This is a genomic window from Streptomyces sp. L-9-10, assembly GCF_004151105.1.
Classification (GTDB): Bacteria; Actinomycetota; Actinomycetes; order Streptomycetales; family Streptomycetaceae; genus Streptomyces.
In genome coordinates this window covers 214,453-234,194 of record NZ_PHRF01000161.1, presented here as the reverse complement: position 1 = coordinate 234,194, position 19,742 = coordinate 214,453, and the positions used below count along the sequence as shown (strand labels likewise).

At 72.1% G+C, this 19,742-nt stretch carries 19 protein-coding genes and 1 pseudogene; 12 read left to right on the top strand and 8 right to left on the bottom strand.

All coding sequences use genetic code 11. The features are described from left to right. Window positions 1–528: pseudogene (locus tag CU044_RS33430) on the bottom strand (HAMP domain-containing protein); the annotation flags it as partial. Between the two features lie 633 nt (window positions 529–1,161). Next, on the bottom strand, window positions 1,162–2,001 hold the full coding sequence (locus CU044_RS33425; protein WP_129772486.1) for a helix-turn-helix transcriptional regulator: 840 nt from the start codon (window positions 1,999–2,001) through the stop codon (window positions 1,162–1,164). Window positions 2,002–2,114: 113 nt separating this feature from the next. Here CU044_RS33425 and CU044_RS33420 point away from each other — a divergent pair, with 113 nt between their 5' ends. Then, window positions 2,115–2,807, top strand: coding sequence for an SDR family NAD(P)-dependent oxidoreductase (locus CU044_RS33420; protein WP_129772485.1), 693 nt, complete (start codon window positions 2,115–2,117; stop codon window positions 2,805–2,807). A 114-nt stretch (window positions 2,808–2,921) separates the two neighbouring features. Then, on the top strand, window positions 2,922–3,575 hold the full coding sequence (locus CU044_RS33415; RefSeq protein ID WP_129772484.1) for a hypothetical protein: 654 nt from the start codon (window positions 2,922–2,924) through the stop codon (window positions 3,573–3,575). Window positions 3,576–3,692: 117 nt separating this feature from the next. Here the strand turns inward: CU044_RS33415 and CU044_RS33410 are convergent, their stop codons facing one another. The 4 genes from CU044_RS33410 to CU044_RS33395 form a co-directional block, all read right to left on the bottom strand. After that, a complete protein-coding gene (locus CU044_RS33410) occupies window positions 3,693–4,304 on the bottom strand; it encodes an NAD(P)H-dependent oxidoreductase (protein ID WP_129772483.1) in 612 nt (203 codons plus the stop codon). Between the two features lie 247 nt (window positions 4,305–4,551). Next, window positions 4,552–6,024, bottom strand: coding sequence for a helix-turn-helix domain-containing protein (locus CU044_RS33405; protein ID WP_129772482.1), 1,473 nt, complete (start codon window positions 6,022–6,024; stop codon window positions 4,552–4,554). 86 nt (window positions 6,025–6,110) lie between these two features. Then, entirely contained in the window at window positions 6,111–6,902 is a 792-nt protein-coding gene (locus CU044_RS33400) for an SAM-dependent methyltransferase (RefSeq protein WP_129772481.1), read from the bottom strand. 82 nt (window positions 6,903–6,984) lie between these two features. Beyond that, window positions 6,985–7,833 carry a helix-turn-helix transcriptional regulator gene (locus CU044_RS33395; RefSeq protein WP_129772480.1) on the bottom strand — a complete coding sequence of 283 codons (849 nt, stop codon included), beginning with the start codon at window positions 7,831–7,833 and terminating at the stop codon, window positions 6,985–6,987. Window positions 7,834–8,118: 285 nt separating this feature from the next. On the opposite strand from CU044_RS33395, the gene CU044_RS33390 reads away from it, so the two are divergent. The 7 genes from CU044_RS33390 (at window position 8,119) to CU044_RS33360 (ending at window position 14,762) form a co-directional block, all read left to right on the top strand. Continuing rightward, on the top strand, window positions 8,119–8,670 hold the full coding sequence (locus tag CU044_RS33390; protein WP_129772479.1) for an ATP-binding protein: 552 nt from the start codon (window positions 8,119–8,121) through the stop codon (window positions 8,668–8,670). A gap of 21 nt (window positions 8,671–8,691) precedes the next feature. Next, entirely contained in the window at window positions 8,692–9,156 is a 465-nt protein-coding gene (locus CU044_RS33385) for a hypothetical protein (RefSeq protein WP_129772478.1), read from the top strand. A gap of 194 nt (window positions 9,157–9,350) precedes the next feature. Continuing rightward, complete coding sequence (locus CU044_RS33380) at window positions 9,351–10,337, top strand: MASE1 domain-containing protein (RefSeq protein WP_129772477.1); 987 nt, start codon at window positions 9,351–9,353, stop codon at window positions 10,335–10,337. 44 nt (window positions 10,338–10,381) lie between these two features. Continuing rightward, window positions 10,382–11,164, top strand: coding sequence for a methyltransferase domain-containing protein (locus CU044_RS33375; protein WP_129772476.1), 783 nt, complete (start codon window positions 10,382–10,384; stop codon window positions 11,162–11,164). A gap of 72 nt (window positions 11,165–11,236) precedes the next feature. Beyond that, window positions 11,237–12,175: an aminoglycoside phosphotransferase family protein gene (locus tag CU044_RS33370; protein ID WP_129772475.1), complete on the top strand. Its 939-nt coding sequence runs from the start codon at window positions 11,237–11,239 to the stop codon at window positions 12,173–12,175. Between the two features lie 70 nt (window positions 12,176–12,245). Continuing rightward, window positions 12,246–13,217, top strand: a complete 972-nt coding sequence (locus CU044_RS33365) for an aminoglycoside phosphotransferase family protein (RefSeq protein WP_129772474.1) — start codon at window positions 12,246–12,248, stop codon at window positions 13,215–13,217. 90 nt (window positions 13,218–13,307) lie between these two features. Further along, window positions 13,308–14,762, top strand: a complete 1,455-nt coding sequence (locus tag CU044_RS33360; protein ID WP_129772473.1) for an MFS transporter — start codon at window positions 13,308–13,310, stop codon at window positions 14,760–14,762. 73 nt (window positions 14,763–14,835) lie between these two features. Here the strand turns inward: CU044_RS33360 and ligD are convergent, their stop codons facing one another. Continuing rightward, on the bottom strand, window positions 14,836–15,843 hold the full coding sequence (gene ligD / locus CU044_RS33355; RefSeq protein WP_129772472.1) for a non-homologous end-joining DNA ligase: 1,008 nt from the start codon (window positions 15,841–15,843) through the stop codon (window positions 14,836–14,838). After that, the gene (locus CU044_RS33350) at window positions 15,843–16,475 is read right to left on the bottom strand and encodes a DNA polymerase ligase N-terminal domain-containing protein (RefSeq protein ID WP_129772471.1); all 633 of its coding nucleotides are present in this window, start codon (window positions 16,473–16,475) and stop codon (window positions 15,843–15,845) included. The genes ligD and CU044_RS33350 overlap by 1 nt, the downstream gene beginning before the upstream one ends. A 272-nt stretch (window positions 16,476–16,747) precedes the next feature. Here CU044_RS33350 and CU044_RS33345 point away from each other — a divergent pair, with 272 nt between their 5' ends. The 3 genes from CU044_RS33345 (at window position 16,748) to CU044_RS33335 (ending at window position 19,682) form a co-directional block, all read left to right on the top strand. Continuing rightward, window positions 16,748–18,136, top strand: coding sequence for an alpha/beta family hydrolase (locus CU044_RS33345; RefSeq protein ID WP_129772470.1), 1,389 nt, complete (start codon window positions 16,748–16,750; stop codon window positions 18,134–18,136). A gap of 78 nt (window positions 18,137–18,214) precedes the next feature. Continuing rightward, window positions 18,215–18,874: a hypothetical protein gene (locus tag CU044_RS33340; protein WP_129772469.1), complete on the top strand. Its 660-nt coding sequence runs from the start codon at window positions 18,215–18,217 to the stop codon at window positions 18,872–18,874. Between the two features lie 76 nt (window positions 18,875–18,950). After that, the gene (locus tag CU044_RS33335; RefSeq protein ID WP_129772468.1) at window positions 18,951–19,682 is read left to right on the top strand and encodes a pyridoxamine 5'-phosphate oxidase family protein; all 732 of its coding nucleotides are present in this window, start codon (window positions 18,951–18,953) and stop codon (window positions 19,680–19,682) included. Window positions 19,683–19,742 lie beyond the last annotated feature (60 nt).

The following is a 19,742-nucleotide window of genomic DNA, read 5'->3' as shown; positions in this document are numbered from 1 at the left end:
CGTGGAACCGGCGATGCTCCGGGCGGTCGCGGTGATCCGCTGGAGCGGCGCCAGCATCCGCCCCGCCACGAACCAGCCCAGGACCACCGCGATCACCAACAACAGCAGGAGCGCCACCGCACTGAAAAGCAACAGCGCCTCAAGGAAGTCCGCCTTGGTGGAGACCTCGAACGAGCTTTTCCCGCCGCTCGCGGACCCGCAGACGGCGATGCTGGAATCACCGTCGCTGGGTGCGCTCAAACGCGCAGCGAACGTGCGCACTTTATCGGTGAACGAGACCTCGCAGTCCGTCGCCGCGGTCAGGGTGTCCGCGCTGTGGGGGATGTAGCCGGGCCCGGGAAGACCGGCTGCGGTCGTGCCGCTATTCAGGGCGCTGCCGTGGGTCGTCAGACTTTCGCTGTAGACCGGGACGTATTTCATAAAGGCGTAGAGCAAGCCGATCATCGCCACACCGGCCGCCGCGAAAAGCCCCGCGTAGGTGAGCGTCAATCGGGTGCGGATAGTGAGCCGGAGCCAGACGGCGCTCACGGGGCCGATGCCGGGCGTGAGTGCCCGCACCCCACGGCCGACGCCATGGCCATGGGGACGTTCCGCTGCGCATGCGCGCGTCCTTCACGGTTTCCGGTTCGCGCTGCCGCGTCTCTCACTTCGATGTGCTCTTCTCTATGAGATGGGCAATGATTCCGTCGAGTTCGTCGCCGATCGGCGTGCACGCATTCTCGGCCCGCTTGAACGCCGGATCGTTCGCGTTCACGGAAATGCCGCCGTCCGGGTTCTTCCGCGGTTCGAATCCATTGTCGCGTTCACGCGTTCACGTGTTCGCACGTTCGCACTTCCGAAGCCGCAAGCGAAGCGCGGCGACTTCGGGTGTGTCAAGCGCGCTCATGTTCATGTCATCCCTCGTCGGGGACGACGGCGACTGGACGGGGGACGGTCCAGTGAGGGCAGTCGGCTGCCTCATTGGACCGTCGTCTCCCGCGCCGTCAGTCTTACCGGTATGTCGCGCTGTCGCATCCCGGACACCGCGTCGGGCCGGGCTGTCCGGCCCCGGACACGGGGGTGGCTGATGGATGTACGCGGCCGGACAGCACCTCCAGCGAAACCCGAACCCACCGGATACGCACATCGGATGGCTGCCGGGCGCGGTGGCGAGCGCGGTGGCTATCCGGCGAGAGTCTGGGTGCCGATCACGGTGAGCAGCGCGAGGCGTTCGGCGTCGGCGGTGCCGGGTTCGGCTGTGTAGACCATGATGCGCAGGTCGCCGGTCGCCACGGTGAGTACGTCGCAGTCCAGTGTCAGTGGGCCCACGCGCGGATGATCGACGGTCTTGCGCGCGGCCTCGTGATGGCCGACGGCGCCGGACTCCCACAGCTGGGTGAACCGCTCGCTGTGTGTGCGCAGTTCTTCGACGAGGCGCCGTAGCCGCTGGTCGGCGGGGTAGCGGTCGGCCGCCGCGCGCAGGTCGGCGACCAGGGCGGCCTCGAACGCGCGCCGGGCCTCCGGTGTGTGCCGGACCCGGGTGCCCGCGCCGAGCAGGTTGCGCCAGACCCCGTTGCGCTCGTTGCCACGCCATCCGGACGGATCGCCCATCAGCGCCGCGTACGGCGGGTTGGCCATGAGCAGCGTCCAGGTCGCGTCGAAGACCGCGACGGGTGTTCCGGTCAGTCTGTCCAGCAGCCGCTGGACGCTCGGTGTGATGTACGCGGGCACGGTTTCCGGGCCCGGCGGGGCCAGCCCGGCCAGCCGGAACAGATGCGCGCGCTCGGTTCCCGACAGTCGCAGAGCCCTGGCCAGCGCTTCGACGACCTGCGCCGACGGGTGGGCGGCGCGGCCCTGTTCGAGGCGGGTGATGTAGTCGACGGAGATCCCGGCCAGCAGGGCCAGCTCCTCGCGGCGCAGTCCGGCCGCGCGCCGGTGCCCGCCGGCGGGCAGCCCGACGGCCTCCGGCGCGACCCGGTCGCGCCAACGGCGCACCGCCTTGCCGAATTCCGCTGTCGCCATGCCCACCAGTGTGCACCGCCCGCCGGCCGCGGGCCGCGGTGCAGCCTGGTACCGGCAGTCCCAGGAAGACGCGAGCACTGGCTGACCACACCGTCCGGCCGGAACCTGGAGGCATGACAACAACACTGATCACCGGAGCGAACAAGGGTCTCGGTTTCGAGACCGCCCGACGGCTCGTGGAAGCGGGCCACATCGTCTACGTGGGCAGCCGGGACCCCGAGCGCGGGCGCCGCGCCGCCGAGCTGCTGGGGGCGCGGACGGTCGTCCTCGATGTCACCGACGACGCGTCGGTCGCCGCCGCGGCGCGCGCCATCGAGGCCGACGGCGGACTGGACGTGCTGGTCAACAACGCCGGCATCGAGAGGAACGAGGCCGGCGCCGCGGAGGTGACCGCCGACGCCCTGCGGACCACGTTCGACACGAACGTCTTCGGCGTGGTGCGTGTCACCCACGCGTTCCTGCCACTGCTGCGCCGGTCCGCCGCCCCCGTCGTGGTCAACGTCAGCAGCGGCCTGGCCTCGAAGACCCTGGTCTCCACGGTGGGCACGCCGACGTACGCGTACCCGGGGGTCGCCTACCCGGCGTCGAAGGCCGCGCTCAACATGATCACCGTGCAGTACGCGAAGGCGCTCCCGGACCTGCGGATCAACGCGGTGGAGCCCGGCTACACCGCGACGGACCTGAACGGCCACAGCGGCACGCAGACCGTCGAGGAGGGCGCCGAGATCATCGTCCGCATGGCGCTCGTGCGCCCCGATGGCCCCACCGGGGGCTACTTCGACGCCGAAGGCCCGCTGCCCTGGTGATCCCGCTGCCCCGGTGATCCCCGGCGCCGGTCCGTGAACACTGGTTCCCCCGTACGTGGTTGGGCACACTGTGACGTGTTGCCTGAGGTGGACTCCGGACGGAGAAGTGGGCGAGTGGCGAGGCACGTACCCGACGAGTGGCGTCCCGGTGCGGTGATCCTGGACCTCTACGAGGTCAGGGACGTGATCCGCAGCGGCGGGATGGGGCTGGTCTACCGGATCCCGCACCGCGACTGGAACGTGGAGCTGGCGGTGAAGGTACCCCGGCCCGCCCTCGCGGCCACGGAGAAGGGACTGCGGGACTTCGAGGCCGAGGCGGCGACCTGGGTCGGTCTCGGCGAGCATCCGCACACGGTGAACTGCGTGTACGTGCGCACGCTCGGTGGTGTGCCCACGGTGTTCGCCGAATGGCTGGACGGGGGCAGCCTGGCCGAGGCCGTGCACGACGAACACCTCTACGCCGGCGGTCACCGCGAGGCCCTGCGCCGCATCCTCGACATCGCCGTCCACTCCCCCGAGCAGGCGGAGGCCGCCGTATGGACGGAGGACTCCGGGCGGCCGAGGACACAGCTCACCCGGGCGACCGACACCTGGTCGTGGGCCCTGACCGTGCTGGGGATGTTCGTCGGCCACCCGCCGTGCCGGTACGGGCAGACGGGGGCCGAGGCGCTCGGCGCGTTCGTCGCGGAGGAGGTCCGCGACGAACGGATCCCGCCGTCCCGATCCGGGACCGCGGCCCGTCGGTGCCCCGCCGCCTCGCCCGGGTGATCAACGAGGCGCTGATCGACAGTCCGCGTATCGTCACCACGACCGCGGACGCGTTCAGAGAGGCCCTTGAGGAAGCGGTCCACCGGGCGTGAACGCGCCGGCGCCGCGGCCCGCCTCTCACGGGAACAGGGCGAGCGGGGCCTCCTGCTGGAAGAACGTCTTGGCCCGGAGCGCGGCCCGCTCGTCGTTCCGTACCTGACCGGGCCGGGAGCCGTTGCCGAACAGCACCCCGCCGAACCGCATCCGCATATACGCCGCCGAGTTGTTGAGGGTGGTCACCAGCCCGGCGCCGACGGCCTCGTCGTCGGCCGACATGACCGACACGCCCCACAGGGTGCGGCCCGCCATCCGCTCCGCGAAGTCCGAGCCGGACACCGTCAGCCAGCCCGACCAGTAGTCGAGGTAGCGCTTGGTCTGCGCGGAGAGGGTGTACCAGTACAGGGGCGAGGCGATGACGATGTCGGTCGCCTCCAGCGTGGCCTGCCGCAGCGTCTCCTCGTACTCCCCGGCCGACCAGGTGTCGGTCTCGTGCCGTCCGTCCTGGAAGTCGGGCAGCGGCAGTCGGGCCAGGTCCACCCAGCGCTGCGGCACACCGGGTGGCAACTGCTGGGCGGCGGCGCGCGCGAGGATCTCGGTGTTGCCGTCGGAACGGGAGCTGCCGAGGACGAAGAGGAACGAGCGGTCCGCGTCACGGATCGTGTCCGCACCACGGGTCGTGTCGGTGGTCATGTCTGCTCCGGTCTCGGACCCCCGGGCCGCGGGCGCCGAAGGGCCCTGAGCCGCTCGCCGACCGGGGGAATCGGTGAGTTCCTCGCTGCCAACTCCCGTGCACCGGAGGATATTCCGGCGGGGATCGATACGAAACGTCCCGGCAGGTGGCAGGCGCCCCGCACCTGACGGGCGCGTTCGGTCCGGGACCTGACCGGCTCCCAGCTGGAGAGCAACGGCGGTGCCGCGTAAGGGAGTTCCGCCGTCCTCAGAGCGTCGCGGACCGCTGGTACGTACGGCCTCCCCGGCGTGGCAGCGCGCCGGGGGAGTCGTCAGGGCCGGCGAGGGTCTCCAGCGCCAGATAGAGGTCGGCGCGGATGGCGGCGGACGACAGGTCCACGTCCAGGAGCCGGCCGATCTCCTCCAGCCACCGCCGGAGCGTCGTACGGTGCAGGCCGAGTTCCTCGGCGGCCGGGGCGACGCTGCCGAGATGGCCGAGCCAGACCCGCAGAGCGATCCGTTGCGCCGTGTCCAGCGGTTCGGTCAGCGCGGTGGCCCACCGGCGTGCCAGCGTGGCGTCCACGAGTTCCGTGGGGAGCGCGGCGGGCGGGCCCGTGCCGGCGGACCTGGCCGTCTCCGCGGGGCCGCCCGCCGGGGCACGCAGCGCGAGGGCGAGCTGCGCCAGGGCGAGGGGCGTCTCCAGACCTCCCAGCCGCTCGGCGGCCGTCCGCAGCCGGGAACGCGCGGTGCCCCGGGAGATCCCCAGCATCTGTGCCATGGCCCCGATCGATCCGGTGCGCAGCCACCCCTCCAGAGCCTGGCGCTGGGGTTGTGTGAGCGGGCCCAGCAGGGAGGACGCCCAGGCGGAGAGCCGGTCGGGCGGGATGATCCGCAGCAGGGCGCGGTCTCCGAGCCCGGCGGCGGGGACCAGCCGGTGGCCTGCCGCCGCCCCGGCGCGTGCCTGCCCGGCCTCGGTGAAGGCCGCCGCGAGCATGGCGAGCGGCGCGGGGTCCGCGACGCCGCCGAGCAGCCCGTACCGCTCCGCCGAGCGGGCGATCAGCCGCAGGACCCGTCCGTCGTCCCGTGCCGCGTCATGGAGGGCCACGACGACGAGGTCACCGTCCAGGAGTGTGATGAGTGTGGGCGCGCCGGGCCGGGCCCCGGTGGGCAGCAGCGCGCGCCACACCGCCTGGTACGCGGCCTGCGGATCCGCGCCGCCGGAGAGCCGGTAGACGGTGGCGTGTGAGGTCAGCCCCCCGATGACCTCCGCCGCGAGCCCGGTGTCGCCGCGCAGCAGCAGGCGCGTGACCACGGCGTGCAGCCGCATCTCCGCGCTCGTCAGTTCTTCCGCGCGGCGGGCACGTACTTCGAGCAGTCCGGCCGTGGTCCTGGTCACCAGTTCGACCCGGCGGGCGGAGACGTCCGGGCCGGCGTGGACCACGAGCGCGGCTCCCACCACCTGCCGGACCGTCGTACCCGCGCCGCCGTCGGTGTCACCGGACCGTGCCCGCCCGCCGCCGGCCCCCGCCGGGCCGCCTGCCCCCACCGCGCTTCCGGCCTCTGCCGCGGCGCTGACAGCCGCCGCGGCGGCGCGGTCCGGTGAGCTGTAGACGGCGCCCGTGGTCGGGTCCACCAGGACCGCCCATCCGGACACCGCGGAGGCGGTCTCCGCGATCAGCGAGGCGCCGGAGCGTGCCGCCGCCTCGATCAGCCGGCGCGCCACCAGCCCGTCACTGTCCATCCGTACAGCTTCGGCGAGATACGGCCCGCCCGCACGCGCGGACACGGCCGACGCGGAGGGGCGTGGTCAGATGGTCGGGGCGGTGGTCAGGGGATACGGGCGACGCCTCCCCAGCCGCCCCGCTCGGCGACCGAGGTGGTGGTGGCGTCGGGGTGCCAGTGCGGCCAGGACACGACACCCGGTTCGACCAGCTCCAGCCCGTCGAAGAACCGCGCGATCTGCTCGGGCGTGCGGAGGATGTACGGGACGGCCCCGGACGCGTTGTACGCCTCCTGCGCCGCCGCGTGCCCCTCGTCCGCCGCCGCCGCGTGGCTCAGGGCCAGACAACTGCCGGACGGCAACCGGTCCACGAGCCGCTTGACCAGGGCCAGGGCCTCGTCGAGGTCGACGATGTGGCCGAGCACGTCCGAGATGACCAGCGCGACCGGCCGCGCCAGGTCGAGGGTCTCCGCCGCGCCGTCCAGCACCGCGTCCGTGTCCCGCATGTCCGCCTCGATATAGGCGGTGGCGCCCTCGGCGGTGGAGGTGAGCAGCGCGTGCACATGCAGCAGGACCAGCGGGTCGTGGTCCACGTACACGACGCGCGCGGTGGGCGCGATGCGCTGCGCGACCTCGTGCGTGTTGTTGACGGTCGGCAGTCCGGCGCCGAGATCGAGGAACTGCCTCATCCCCGCCTCCGCCGCGAGATAGGTGACGGAGCGCCGCAGGAAGCCACGCGACTCCCGCGCGAACGTCTCGATCAGGGGAAAGGCCTCGCGGTAGGCGTCCCCGGCGATCTGGTCGGCCGAGAAATGGTCCTTGCCGCCCAGCCAGTAGTTCCAGATGCGCGCGGAGTGCGGCACGGTCGTGTCGATACGACGGGGAGTCTCATCCGGCACGGTAGATCCCTTCGGTCACTGGTCCGGTCACTGGTCAGCTGTCGGGTAAGGGTCGTCGGGCGACGGCAGCACGTAAAGGCCGTCAGGCGAGGGGCACGCGGTAGGGGAGCGGGGTGGACGGATGCGGCGCGGCGGCACACGCCTGGTCGATGAGCGTCCGGTACGCGGTCACGGTCCCGGTGTCGCTCCAGACGTCGGCAGGACCCACGGGGCTCTCGCGGACCACATGGTCCGGGATCTCGGGCACATCCACCCGGTACAGGGTCAGACCGGCCACTCCGGTCAGCGGATGCGGTGGATCGGTGAGCCGTGCGACCTGAAGGGTGACGTCCGGACGGGCGGCGGCATCGCGCAGCGCGGCGAGTTGTTCCTCCATGATGCTCCCGTCGCCCACGCGCGTGCGCACCGCCGCCTCGGTCATCAGGGCCCAGATCCGCGCCCCCCGCTCCGTCAGCCGTGCCCGGCGCTCGGTCAGCAGCTCGACGCGCCTGGCGCGGTCGGCCGGTGAACGGTCGGTGCCGAGCGCCTCCTCCACCGCGCGGGCGTACGCCGGGGTGCGCAGCAGTGGCGGCACGAGCGCCGGGTGCCAGACACGGACCATGCGCGCCGCGGATTCCACGTTCATCAGGTCCAGGGCCCATGGGTCCATCACGTCCCGCCACGGATGCCACCAGCCCGGCAGATTGGCGGTGGCCAGTTCGCCGAGGAACTGCCTGATCTCCTCCTGGCCGGCCCCGTAGCGCTCCAGCAGCGTCCGTACCTGGCCCGCGTCGAGCGCCGTCTCGGCCCGTTCGATTCTCATGACCGTCGTCCGGTGCGCGCCCAGCGCCGTCGCCGCCTGGGTCAGCGACAGACCGGCGCCCACGCGCAGCGACACGAGCCGGGCGGCCAGGACCGCGTGGTGCACCGTGGGCCCGGACCTCGGTCTCATGATCTGCCCCTCTCCGGAACGCCCCCGGATCTCCGTGGCTGTGCTGATCTCGTGGCTGTGGCTGTGGCTGTGGCTGATGTCGCGGTTGTGCTGATCTCACGGTTATGCGACACCGTGCGCACCTTGCGCACCGTGCGCACTCCGCACGTTGCATATGGGGCACAGTGCTCCGACAGTGATGAGTATGTCCGCATCTGCCCGAGCCGCATCCTCCGGGAAGGGACCGATCGGAGCCCCCGGCGGGTTTCGCGTCAGGAACCTTCCCCCGCGTTCGCGGAGGCCCGCATGACCAGCCTCCGGCTTCTCGACGGTGTCACCGCCCGCCCGACCGCCTGGGTCGGGCGCCAGGCCTCGTGGGACGACCGGTCCTCCCGGGGCGACACCTGTCGGATCGTGCCGAGCGACGCCCGTCGGACCTCGCGGAACGAGGCCCTCCGGACCTCCTTGAGCCTCGACCGAGCCGACCACTCGTGCCGGCGCGCCCGGCAGTGGACCCGCGCCACGCTGGCCGACTGGTCCTGTCCGGCCGGTGACGAGATCGCCGACGAGATCGCCGATGACGTCCTGCTGGTCATGTCGGAGCTGGTCACCAACTCCGTACTGCACGCCCGCGGCCCCATCCGCGCCCATCTGGAACGGCGTCCGGACGGCAGCGTCCATATCGCCGTGGACGACGGGGGACCGGCCACGAGCAGCCGTCCGCACGAACTGGCCGGCGACCACGGCAGGGGCCTCGAAGTCATCGCCGCGCTGGCGGCCGACCACGGGCGGACCACCGCGCTGCCCTGCCCGTACCGGGCCCGGTCCTGGGCCACCGTCACCACGGGCGACCGCTGATCCCCTCGACAGGAGCCACCCATGTCCGCTCTGTCACGCCCTCTCTCCGATGCGGGTGCGAGCCTCCCCGGCCCCGCCCATGCCGTCACCCCCGGTCCCGGCCCCGCCCCTGTCGCCGTCCGCGGCGGCACCACCTGTCCTCCTGCCCGTCCTGCCCGTACCGCCGCTTCCGGCGTGGCGCGGCTGGCCGTCACCGTCACCGAGACCCGTCACCTCGTGATCGAGGATCCCGGACTGCTGATGCACCGCGCGTGGCAGATCGCGCGGTGCGACCCCGAGGCCGCCGCCGAACTGGGCTACGGAGAGCCGTACATCATGAACGAGAGGCAGGCGTTCACGCTGGTGCTCGCGGACTGCGGCGGCGACGGACTGGATGAGCGCGCCGAGCAGATGGGGCTGCGTGTCGTGTCCACCGCCACGGTGGCGACCTGCACCGACTCGGACAGTCTCGTCTACGAGGACGAGCGGCTCTTCGAGCCGAGCTGACCCGACGAGCCCGACCTCCTCGGCGGTCCGACGTCCCCCGCGATCCGACCAGCTGTGCTGTCGGACCGCCTGTGCTGTCGGACCAGCTGTGCTTGTCCGACAGCACAGGCGGTCCGGCCGGGAGAGGGTGATGTCTGCGCTCCGACGGTGCGTGTCATGGCCCGAGCGGGCGGCGGGCATTGTCTGATGGCTGTGTGGCGCGCAGCGAGAAGGTCCGGGGTCTGTTCGTAGCTTCTCTCCGGATCCTTGGCGTCGCCGTCGCCTACTACGCGGGCACGCGCATCGGGACGATGGAGGGCGTCGTGCGCGTCGAGGGCGCCGATGTGTCACCCCTCTGGCCGCCCACCGGCATCGCCCTGACCTGTCTGTTCCTGATGGGCGCCGGGATCTGGCCGGGGATCACGCTGGGCGTCCTCTTCCACCTGCTGACGCTCGACCCGTTGAGCGCCGTCACGCCCGGCGTCCTGGCGGGCTGCACCCTCGCCCCTCTCTGCTCCTATCTGCTGCTGCGGTGCGTGGGCTTCCGTGTCGAGCTGGACCGGCTGAGGGACGGGGTGGCGCTGGTGTTCCTGGGCGCCCTCGCCGGAATGCTGATCAGCGCCACGGTGGGGACGGCCATGCTGCTGCTCCACGGCAAACTCCCGGTGGGTTTCTGGCCGACCTGGCTGGCGTGGTGGGCGGGTGACGCCATGGGGGTGCTGCTGGTCACGCCGTTCCTGCTCCTCATCTGCCGTATCCGGCTGCCGCTGCCGCTCGACCGCTGGGTGGAGGGGACGGCCGTGGTGGTGGCCGCCGTCATCATCACCCCGCTGGCCATCACGATGTCCCTCACCCTGATCTTCCTGTTCTTTCCGGTGCTCATCTGGGCGGCGCTGCGCTTCCAGCTCGCCGGGAGCGCGCCGTACGCGCTGTTCGTGTCCGTCGTGGCGGTCCTGGAGGCGACCGAACGCGAGGGTGCCTTCGCCCATCACAGCCTGACGGAGCGACTGATCAGCCTTCAGGCGCTCAACGGGTCGGTGGCGCTGACCTCGTTGCTGGTGGCGGCGGTCGTCACCGAGCAGAAGAACATCCGGCTGAAGATCGAGCAGGCGTGCGAGGCGCTGGCGGAGGTGGTGGAGCGGCTCGCGCCGGCGGAGATGGCGAGACTGAGGCCGCTGGAGGGAGAGGAGGAGAGCGGCTGACCCGACCGGCTGACACGGCCCGGACCGGATGTTTGACTCTTCCCATGTCCATGACTCTCGGTGTGTCCCGCCCCGACCAGGCCGCCTACATGCTGCGCGCCGCCGCCGCGGACGCGGGCCGCGCCTACAAGCGGGAACTGATCGATCTGCTGGACGTACGGCCGGGCCACACCGCGCTGGACGTGGGCTGCGGTCCGGGCACCGACCTGTCGGCGCTGGCTGAACGCGTCGGCCCGGACGGCACGGTGTTCGGCGTGGACCGTGACCCGGCCATGCTCGCCGAGGCCCGGCTGCGTACGGACGCTCTCCCCGCGGTCGAGATCCGCGAGGGGGACGCCCACGCCCTTCCCGTCGAACCGGGCACAGTCGACCGGGTGAAGACCGACCGGGTCCTGATGCATGTCGCAGAACCCGCCGATGTCCTGGCCCAACTCCACCTGGTCACCCGGCCGGGAGGGCTGATCGGTCTCACAGAACCCGACTGGGACACCCTGGCCGTCGACGCGGAGGACCTCGAGACGAGCCGCGCCTTCACGCGGTACACCACCTCGCGGTTGGTCCGGCACGCCACGGTCGGCCGCGGCCTCGCCCGCCTGGCCGCGCGGGCGGGTTTCACCGTCGAGACCGTTCTCGCCACGACCTCGGTCTTCCGTGACTTCCAGGACGCCGATCACACGCTGGGGCTCGGCCGCAACGTACAGCGGGCGATCAAGGACGGTGTCATCGACGAAACGCGTGGCCGCCGCTGGTTCGCCGCCCTCTCCGAGGGGCCGTTCTTCGCTTCCTTCACCCTGATCAGCGTGGTCGGCCGCAGACCCGTGTCGTGACGGCGACGACCACGGCATCGCGAGCCGGGCCGGGCCTCACCGGCGAACGGCCGTGACATAACCTCGACTTCGATGAGAGGCATCGACATCCCCGACGCGCTGGCCGCGTCCTACGGCAAACCGGGCGACGTGAACGGCCGTGCCTGGATCGCCGCGCTGCCCGGACTGGTCGCGGACTCCCTGGACCGCTGGACGCTCCGGCCGGACGGTCCCGCCGGACACGGCATGGCCGGTCTCGTACTGCCGGTGACCCGCGCGGACGGCACGCCCGCCGCGCTGAAACTCCAGCCGGTCAGCGAGGACAACGCCCACGCCGCGACCGGTCTCCGGGTGTGGAACGGCGACGGCGTGGTCCGCCTGTTCGACCACGACCAGGACACCGGCGTCATGCTGCTCGAACGGCTGGACGCCGCGCGGCCACTGTCGTCCGTGGCCGATGACACCGCCGCCATGCGCGTGCTCGCCGGTCTGCTGGCGCGGCTGGTCGCGGTGCCCGCGCCGGAGGGCGTACGGCGACTCGCGGACATCGCCGCCGCCATGGTCGACGAGGCACCGCGCGCCGCACCGGCACTGCGCGACCCGGCCGAGCAACGGCTCGTACGGACCTGCGCGTCCGCGGTGGCCGAGCTGGTCCGCGAGCCCGGCGACCGTCTGCTGCACTGGGACCTGCACTACGACAACATCCTCGCCGGTGAGCGGGAACCATGGCTGGCCATCGACCCCGAACCGCTGGCCGGCGACCCCGGGTTCGACCTGCTGCCGGGGCTGGACAACCGATGGGACGAGGTGGTGGCGACCGGCGACGTCACGGGCGTGGTGCTGCGCCGCTTCGACATCCTGACCGAGGCACTCGGCCTCGACCGGCAACGCGCGACCGGCTGGACACTCGGCCGCGTCCTGCAGAACGCGTTGTGGGACATCGAGGACGGCAGAGCCGCGCTGGAACCGGCCCAGGTCGCCATCGCCACGATTCTGTCGCGCCACCGGGCGAGCAGCCGGTGGCCCGTCTGACCTCCGGCCTCCCTGCCCGCCCGCGCCCCGGCCCTTCCGACAGCATCGGCCGCCCCGCTAAGCTCCACACATGCCAACCCACCACACTTCCTGGGGCACCCCTGTGTCTCTTCCCTCGCACACCGGCAGCCGGCGCATTTCCTGGGAGCGCCTGCCGCGAACGGTGAAGGCGGGGATCGAGGACGTACTCCAGGGGACGGTCACCGCGGCCACCAGCCAGCAGGGCGGATTCTCCGACGGCCTCGCGGTCCGGCTGGAACTGTCCGACGGGCGCAGGGCGTTCGCCAAGGCCGTCGACACGGTCGCCGCGACCGCCGTGGGCGCGTTCCACCGCCGGGAGGGCGCGGTGGCGGCCGGGCTGCCGTCCGGGGTGCCCGTGCCGCGGCTGCTGGGCACCTACGACGACGGCGGGTGGGTGGCGCTCGTCTTCGAGGACATCGACGGAACACTGCCCGCGCAGCCATGGCGCCCGACCGAACTGGAACGGGTCCTCGACGCCCTCACCGACCTGGCCGGACGGCTCACCCCGGCGCCCTCTCTCGCGGTGCCCCTTCCGGCGCCACGACTGGGCGGCTGGGAGCGGCTGACGAACCATCCCCGCGCGCTGGCGAAGCTGACGGAGATCGCACCCCGGGCCGCCCGCGAACTGGAGACGCACCTGTCGCTGGAGGCACGGCTCGGCGAGGCGACCGCCGGAGACACCCTCACGCACGGGGACCTCTACCCGTTCAACGTCCTGCTCACCGACGACCGTGTCGTCGTCGTGGACTGGCCGCACGCCTGGATCGGGCCCGCACACGCCGATGTGGTGATGCTGCTCGGCAGCGTGGCGCTCTCCGGGATCGATCCGGAACCGTACGCCGCGCGCCATCCGTTGCTGGCCGGTGTCGACCCCGAGGCGGTCGACGTACTCATTTCGGCGCAGGCGGGCTTCCTCCTGGCCGCGGCCTGCTCCATGGACTCCACCGGCGACCCGAGGCTGGAAGGCATGATGACGGGGCTCGGACTGGCGTCCCTGCGCTGGCTGTCCGCCCGCAGGTGAACCGGCGCGGCGGGCAGAGCCGTCGGATAGTGGTGCCGTGCGCCCCACGCGACGCGGCGCACGGACGAACGCGACGGCGGGAGGGAAGCGATGACGCCGCCTGCCGCACCGGAGCCCGGCACCATCACCACGGCCGTGCCGGCACGGCTCGACCGGCTGCCCTGGTCGCGCTGGCACTGGATGATCGTGATCGGTCTCGGCACGGTCTGGATCCTGGACGGCCTCGAAGTCACGATCGTCGGCAATATCGCCGGACGTCTGTCCGAGCCGGGCAGCGGTCTGGCGATCACCTCGGCACAGGTCACGGGCGTCGCCGCCGCTCTCTATGTGGCCGGCGCGTGCGTGGGCGCGCTGTTCTTCGGCCGGCTCACCGACCGCTACGGCCGCAAGAAGCTGTTCATGGTGACCCTCGCGGTCTACCTCAGTGCCACCGCGATGACCGCGCTGTCCTTCGACGCCTGGTGGTTCTTCGTCTTCCGCTTCCTCACCGGATTCGGCATCGGCGGTGAGTACGCGGCCATCAACTCGGCCATCGACGAGCTGATCCCGTCCGTCTACCGGGGACGTGTCGACCTGATCATCAACGGCACCTACTGGCTGGGGGCCGTGGGCGGCTCGCTGCTGTCCATCGTGATGCTCAACACCGAACTCCTCCCCGAGAACGTGGGATGGCGGCTCGCCTTCGGACTCGGTGTCGTCCTGGGCCTGGTCATCCTCCTCGTACGACGGCACGTACCGGAGAGCCCCCGCTGGCAGCTCATCCACGGGTACGGCGAAGAGGCGGAGAAGCTGGTCGATTCCGTCGAACGGCGCATCGAGGAGGAGAAACAACGGGAACTCCCTCCGCCGGTCCGCCGGATCACGATCCAGGAGCGCGAGAGCGTCGGCTTCGGCCTCATCGCCAGGACGGTCTTCCGCCGGTACCCCAAGCGGGCTGTGCTGAGCCTGTCGCTCTTCATCGGGCAGGCGTTCCTCTACAACGCGATCACCTTCGGCTTCGGCACGATCCTGACCACGTTCTTCGGCGTCGCGACGGGACACACCGGCTACTACTTCGCGGTCATCGCCGCCGGCAACTTCGTCGGCCCCCTGCTGCTCGGCAGGCTCTTCGACACGGTCGGCCGCCGGATCATGATCTCCGGCACCTATCTGCTGTCCGGCGTCCTGCTCTTCGGCACCGCGTGGCTCTTCGACCGCGGCTCACTGACGGCCACGACGCTCACCGCGTGCTGGTGCGTGGTGCTCTTCTTCGCGTCGGCGGGCGCCAGCAGCGCGTACCTCACGGTCTCCGAGGTCTTCCCGATGGAGACCCGCGCCATGGCGATCGCGTTCTTCTACGCGCTCGGTACGGCGGCGGGCGGTATCAGCGGCCCGCTGGTCTTCGCGGACCTCACGGCGTCCGGGGTGGTCGGGGACACGGCGCTGGCCTTCCGGATCGGCGCCGGGCTCATGTGCGCGGCGGGGCTGGTGGCGGCGTTCCTCGCGGTACGGGCCGAGCGCCGGGCGCTGGAGGACATCGCGGAGCCGCTGTCGGCGGTGAGGTGACTGGTGGGATTGGTGTGACCGGTGGGACGGACGTGACTGGAGGGGCGCGGCGGGCGTGAGGGGGCGTCGCCGGTCACGCGGCTCGCTCCCGTACCACCTCGGCCGGATCCTTGTCGTCACGCAGCCCACGGAACCGGGGGTGGCGCAGCATCGCGTCCCGCGTCCATTCCGTGAACTCGATGTCGGCGACGAGCCGGGGGTGCGCCCAGTGCGGGGCGCGTTCACGGACCGGGTCGGCGAACGGCGTGTGGTCCACGGCCAGTTCGTCGAGCCGTTGGCGCAGCTCCCGCAGGGTCGCGCGGTCGTACCCCGTACCCGCCTTGCCCGCGTAGCGCAGCCGGCCGCCCTCGTAGTACCCGAGGAGCAGCGCTCCGAAGCCGGTGCGCGAACCGGACGGTTCCGTGAAGCCGCCGATGACGAACTCCTGCGCGCGCAGGCACTTGAGCTTCAGCCAGTCGGGGGACCGGCGGGGCTGGTAGCGGCCGGTGGCCCGTTTGGCGATCAGCCCCTCCCAGCCCCGGGCGCACGCCTCGTCCAGCAGCTCCTGTCCGCCGTGGTTGCGGTGTGTGATGAACCGCAGCGGGGGCCGGTGGACGAGGGCTCGGCGGAGCAGGGACTTGCGTGAGCGCAGGGGCAGCGCGGTGACATCGGCGCCGTCGAGCCGCAGCAGGTCGAAGAGACAGTAGGTGACGGCGACCCTGGTGGCACGGGCCCTACGGACATCGGAGATCCCCATCCGCTTCTGGAGCAGGGCGAAGTCGGTACGGCCGTCCGCGAAGGCGACGATCTCGCCGTCCACGGTGAAGTCGGCGCGGTCCTGCGCGGCGAGGGCGTCCACGATCTCCGGGTAGGTGCTGTTCAGCCGTAGGCCGTTGCGCGACAGCAGACGTACGCCGCCCCCGTCCCGCACCGCGAGCACACGGACCCCGTCGAGCTTGCGTTCGAAGATCCACTCGTCGTCGAACTCCCGGCGGTCGCTCAGGGTGGCCAGCATCGGCCGGGACGCCAGCTCGACGCCGGGCCGCGCGTCGGCCAGCCTCCGGCGTTCGGCGGCCGGCAGCGTCTCCAGGATTCCGGTCATCACCGCACGCCCCTTCCGGGCACGTCCTCCCGGGCCACCTGGCGGAGGGTACGGCCGGTACGCGCGGAACGTGCCCGCCGGGGATCGGGCGTGGCCCGCCCGTGACGGGCGCCGCCGGCGTCGTTCTCCTTGACCAGCAGCCAGGCCTCGCGCGCTCCGTCGTCGCCGCTCCTGAACCGGGTGAGCGCGTAACCGCCCCGCAGTTTCGTCCCGTTGAGCCGGAAGGAGGCGTGGCCGCGTTCCAGCGCCCGCGCGAAGGCGCCCGGGTCCGTGTCCTTCAGCGGCCGGTAGGTGCCCTGGTCCCAGACGATGACCGTGCCGGCGCCGTACTGGCCGCCGGGGATGACGCCCTCGTACTCCCGGTACTCCAGTGGGTGATCCTCCGTGGGCACCGCCAGCCGTTTGTCGTGCGGATCGTCGGACGGCCCCTTCGGCACCGACCACGATTTCAGTACGCCGTCCACTTCGAGCCGGAAGTCGAAGTGCGTGGTGCTCGCGTCGTGGATCTGGACGACGAACGACGGCTCCTCCCCGGGGCGGTCGCCCTCGGCGGTGGGTTCGTCGGGGGGCTCGTCCGTGCGGTCGAAGTGCCGCTTGGCGCGGTACCGCGCCAGCCCGTCCGTGTCGTTCATGGCGTCCCGCCTCCCTGCCTCCATGACCGCTTCGCTCCCGGCAGGTCCCCAGGCCCGGCCCGCCGCGCGGGCGCCCCTGAGTCCGAGCATCCGGGAGCGGTTCCCCATCGGCAACCGCGGTCGGCGACCGCGGGTCAGGCCGCCGAGCCGGTCCCGAGGCGCCCGTGGCGGGGGATAGGGCCGGACGGTACCGCCATGGGTCTCTTGGCCCCTATCGGCGCGTACGGACCACGTGGTCCGGTGGAAGAGGGGCTCCGGGAGAGGAGGCGGGCATGCGCTTCGCCGACCGAACGACCGCCGGGATACAGCTCGCCGAGGAAGTGGCGCGGCTGCACCTCGACGACCCTGTGGTGCTGGGCCTGCCGCGTGGCGGGATACCGGTGGCGTACCAGGTCGCCCGGGTGCTCGACGCACCGCTGGATGTCATCGCCGTCCGGAAGCTCGGAGTGCCGTCCAGGCCCGAGCTCGGGTTCGGCGCCATCGGCGAGGGCGAGGTACGCATCCTGAACGACGATGTGGTCCGGGCCGCCCGGCTCGGGCCGCGCGAGCGCGCCGCGGTGGAGCTGACCGAGCGGACCGCGCTGGAGGGGCGCCTCCGTGCCTACCGCGCGGAGCGACCGCCCGCCGCGCTCACCGGGCGGACGGTGGTGATCGTCGACGACGGCATCGCCACCGGCTCCACCGCGTCCGCCGCCTGCCAGGTGGCGCGGGCACGCGGGGCGGCCCGGGTGGTGCTGGCCGTACCCGTGGCCCCACCGGGAGCGCTGGCGGAGCTGAGCGGAGAGGCCGACGACATGGTGTGCCTGTACTCGCCGGACTACTTCGGTTCGGTCGGCCAGTGGTACACGGACTTCGCCCAGACCGGCGACACCGAGGTCGTTGAGCTGCTGAACGACCGCCTGGCCTCGTCCGGGGGCGCCACGAGGAGCACCACGGAGGGTGCGGGGAGCATCGCGGAGGGTACGGAGGCCGGTGGTGGCCACGCGGCGGACCTGCCGTCCCGCCGCCTCCAGGCCGTCGAAACGGACGTCGGGATGACCATAGACGGCCGCGTGCTGCCCGGAAGCCTGACACTGCCGGACGGCGCGCCGGGCGTGGTGGTCTTCGCCCACGGCAGCGGCAGCGGCCGGCACAGCCCCCGCAACCGGTCGGTGGCCGAGCGGCTGAACCGAGCGGGTCTCGGCACCCTGCTGTTCGACCTGCTCACCCCAGAGGAGGAACGCGACCGGGCCAACGTCTTCGACATCCCGCTGCTGGCCCGGCGGCTCACACTGGTCACCGCGTGGCTGGGAGCCGAGCACGCCCTGCCGGTCTGCTACTTCGGTGCCAGTACGGGAGCGGCGGCGGCGCTCCTGTCCGCCGCCGAGCCGCACGCGGACATCAAGGCCGTGGTCTGCCGCGGCGGCCGTCCCGACCTGGCCGCCGAAGCGCTCGCGGACGTACGGGCACCGACCCTGCTCATCGTGGGCGGCGCGGACACGCAGGTGCTCGACCTGAACCGCCGGGCGGCCGAACGTCTGCACTGCGAGCACCGTCTCGACGTGGTGGCCGGGGCGACCCATCTGTTCGAGGAGCCGGGCGCTCTCGAAGCCGTGGCGGATCTGGCCCGTGAATGGCTCACGGAGCATCTGTCCCCGAGTGCGCAGCGCGCGGGCCATTGACACCGCGCGGATGACACCACGCGGATGACACCGCGCGGAACTCGGGAACTCATCGAGTCGAGTTCAGGAGGGCGGACCATGCGGACGCCGGACCCACGGGACCCCAGGAACCACCCGAATCACGGGAAACACCGGAATCACCGGAATCACCGGAAGCATCGGCCGGGACATCCGCGCGCCGCCGGGAACGGCAATCCGCTGCGCCGGCCGGCCGACCGGCTGCGGTTCTTCGTCGACATACTCCTGATGGTCGTACTGATCATCGGCCTCCCGCTCGCGGGATGGGGGGCGGGCAGCCTGACCTACGACCACTACCAAGGCGTCACGCACTCCCAGAACCTGGGAAAGCACCGCGTCACGGCCCGTCTGACCGCGGACACGAGCCATCTCGTACCGGTCGCCCTCCCGGGAGGCGCGGTGGGCAGCGCGCCGGTCACCTGGACCGACGCGAGCGGGAAACACACCGGCCGGACCGTCGCCTTCGAGGGCCAGAAGAAGGGGTCGTCCATCCGCGTCTGGGTGGACCGGGCGGACCGGATCACCATGCCCCCGGAGAACTCGTCCGCGGGCCTCACCGCCGGAGTGTCCGCCGGGATCGTGGCCGCGGCCACGGCCGGCGCGCTCGTGAGCGGCGCGCGGGCGGGGTTCCACCGGTCGCTCGACCGGCGGCTCGACGCGCGGTGGGAGAAGGAATGGTCCCTGGTCGAGCCCAAGTGGTCCCACCGGAGCGACCGTTGAGACGCCGGCGCGGACAGTCCCCGGTGCCACAGGCCGGGGCGTACGAGGAGCATCCCCGACTCGCGGGAGAGCCACCATGACGGACAGGACGACAGACGGGACCACGGGCGGAGGACCGGAAGACGGTTACCGGCCGGGAGACCCGGTCCCGCACCGCGCGGACCTGGGGCGCCGGGTCGTCGCACGGCGCCAGGAACTGGGACTGACACGCGAGGACGTGGCCGTACGGGCCGGCTCGGCACCCGGCTACATCCAGTATCTGGAGGAGCACTCGGCGTCGCCAGGAACCGGATTCCTGCTGCGCCTCGCCGACGCGCTGGAGACCACGGTCACGGAGCTGACCGGTGCCACGACGGACCTCCCGCCCGGACTCGGCGCGGCCGGGTACCACCCCGAGCTGATCACGCTGAACGCCGCGGACTCCCGGGCGCTGCTGTCCACCCACGGGGTGGGCAGAGTCGCGGTGACGCGGGACGGCGAACCCGCGATCTTTCCCGTGAACTACACGGTCGACGGTGATCTGGTCGCCTACAGAACCTCTCCGGACGCCGCGCCGGCGGCAGCCGCGGGGCACGAGGTCGCCTTCGAGGCGGACCACATCGACGACGCGTTCAGCCAGGGCTGGAGCGTGCTCGTCGTCGGCGAGGCACAGCGGGTCACCGACCCGGACCGGGTGCTGCGGCTGGAGGAACTGGCGCACACCACCGCCTGGGCCGGAGGCGACCGCGGTCTGTGGATCGCCATCAGCCCGGCGCAGGTCACCGGGCGCCGGATCCAGGTGCACCACAGCCCCCGGTCTCCCGCCTGAGCCATCCTCCCCCGCAGCACTTACGGTGGAAGTGCGGCCGGGCGGCGGTCCGAAGCCCCG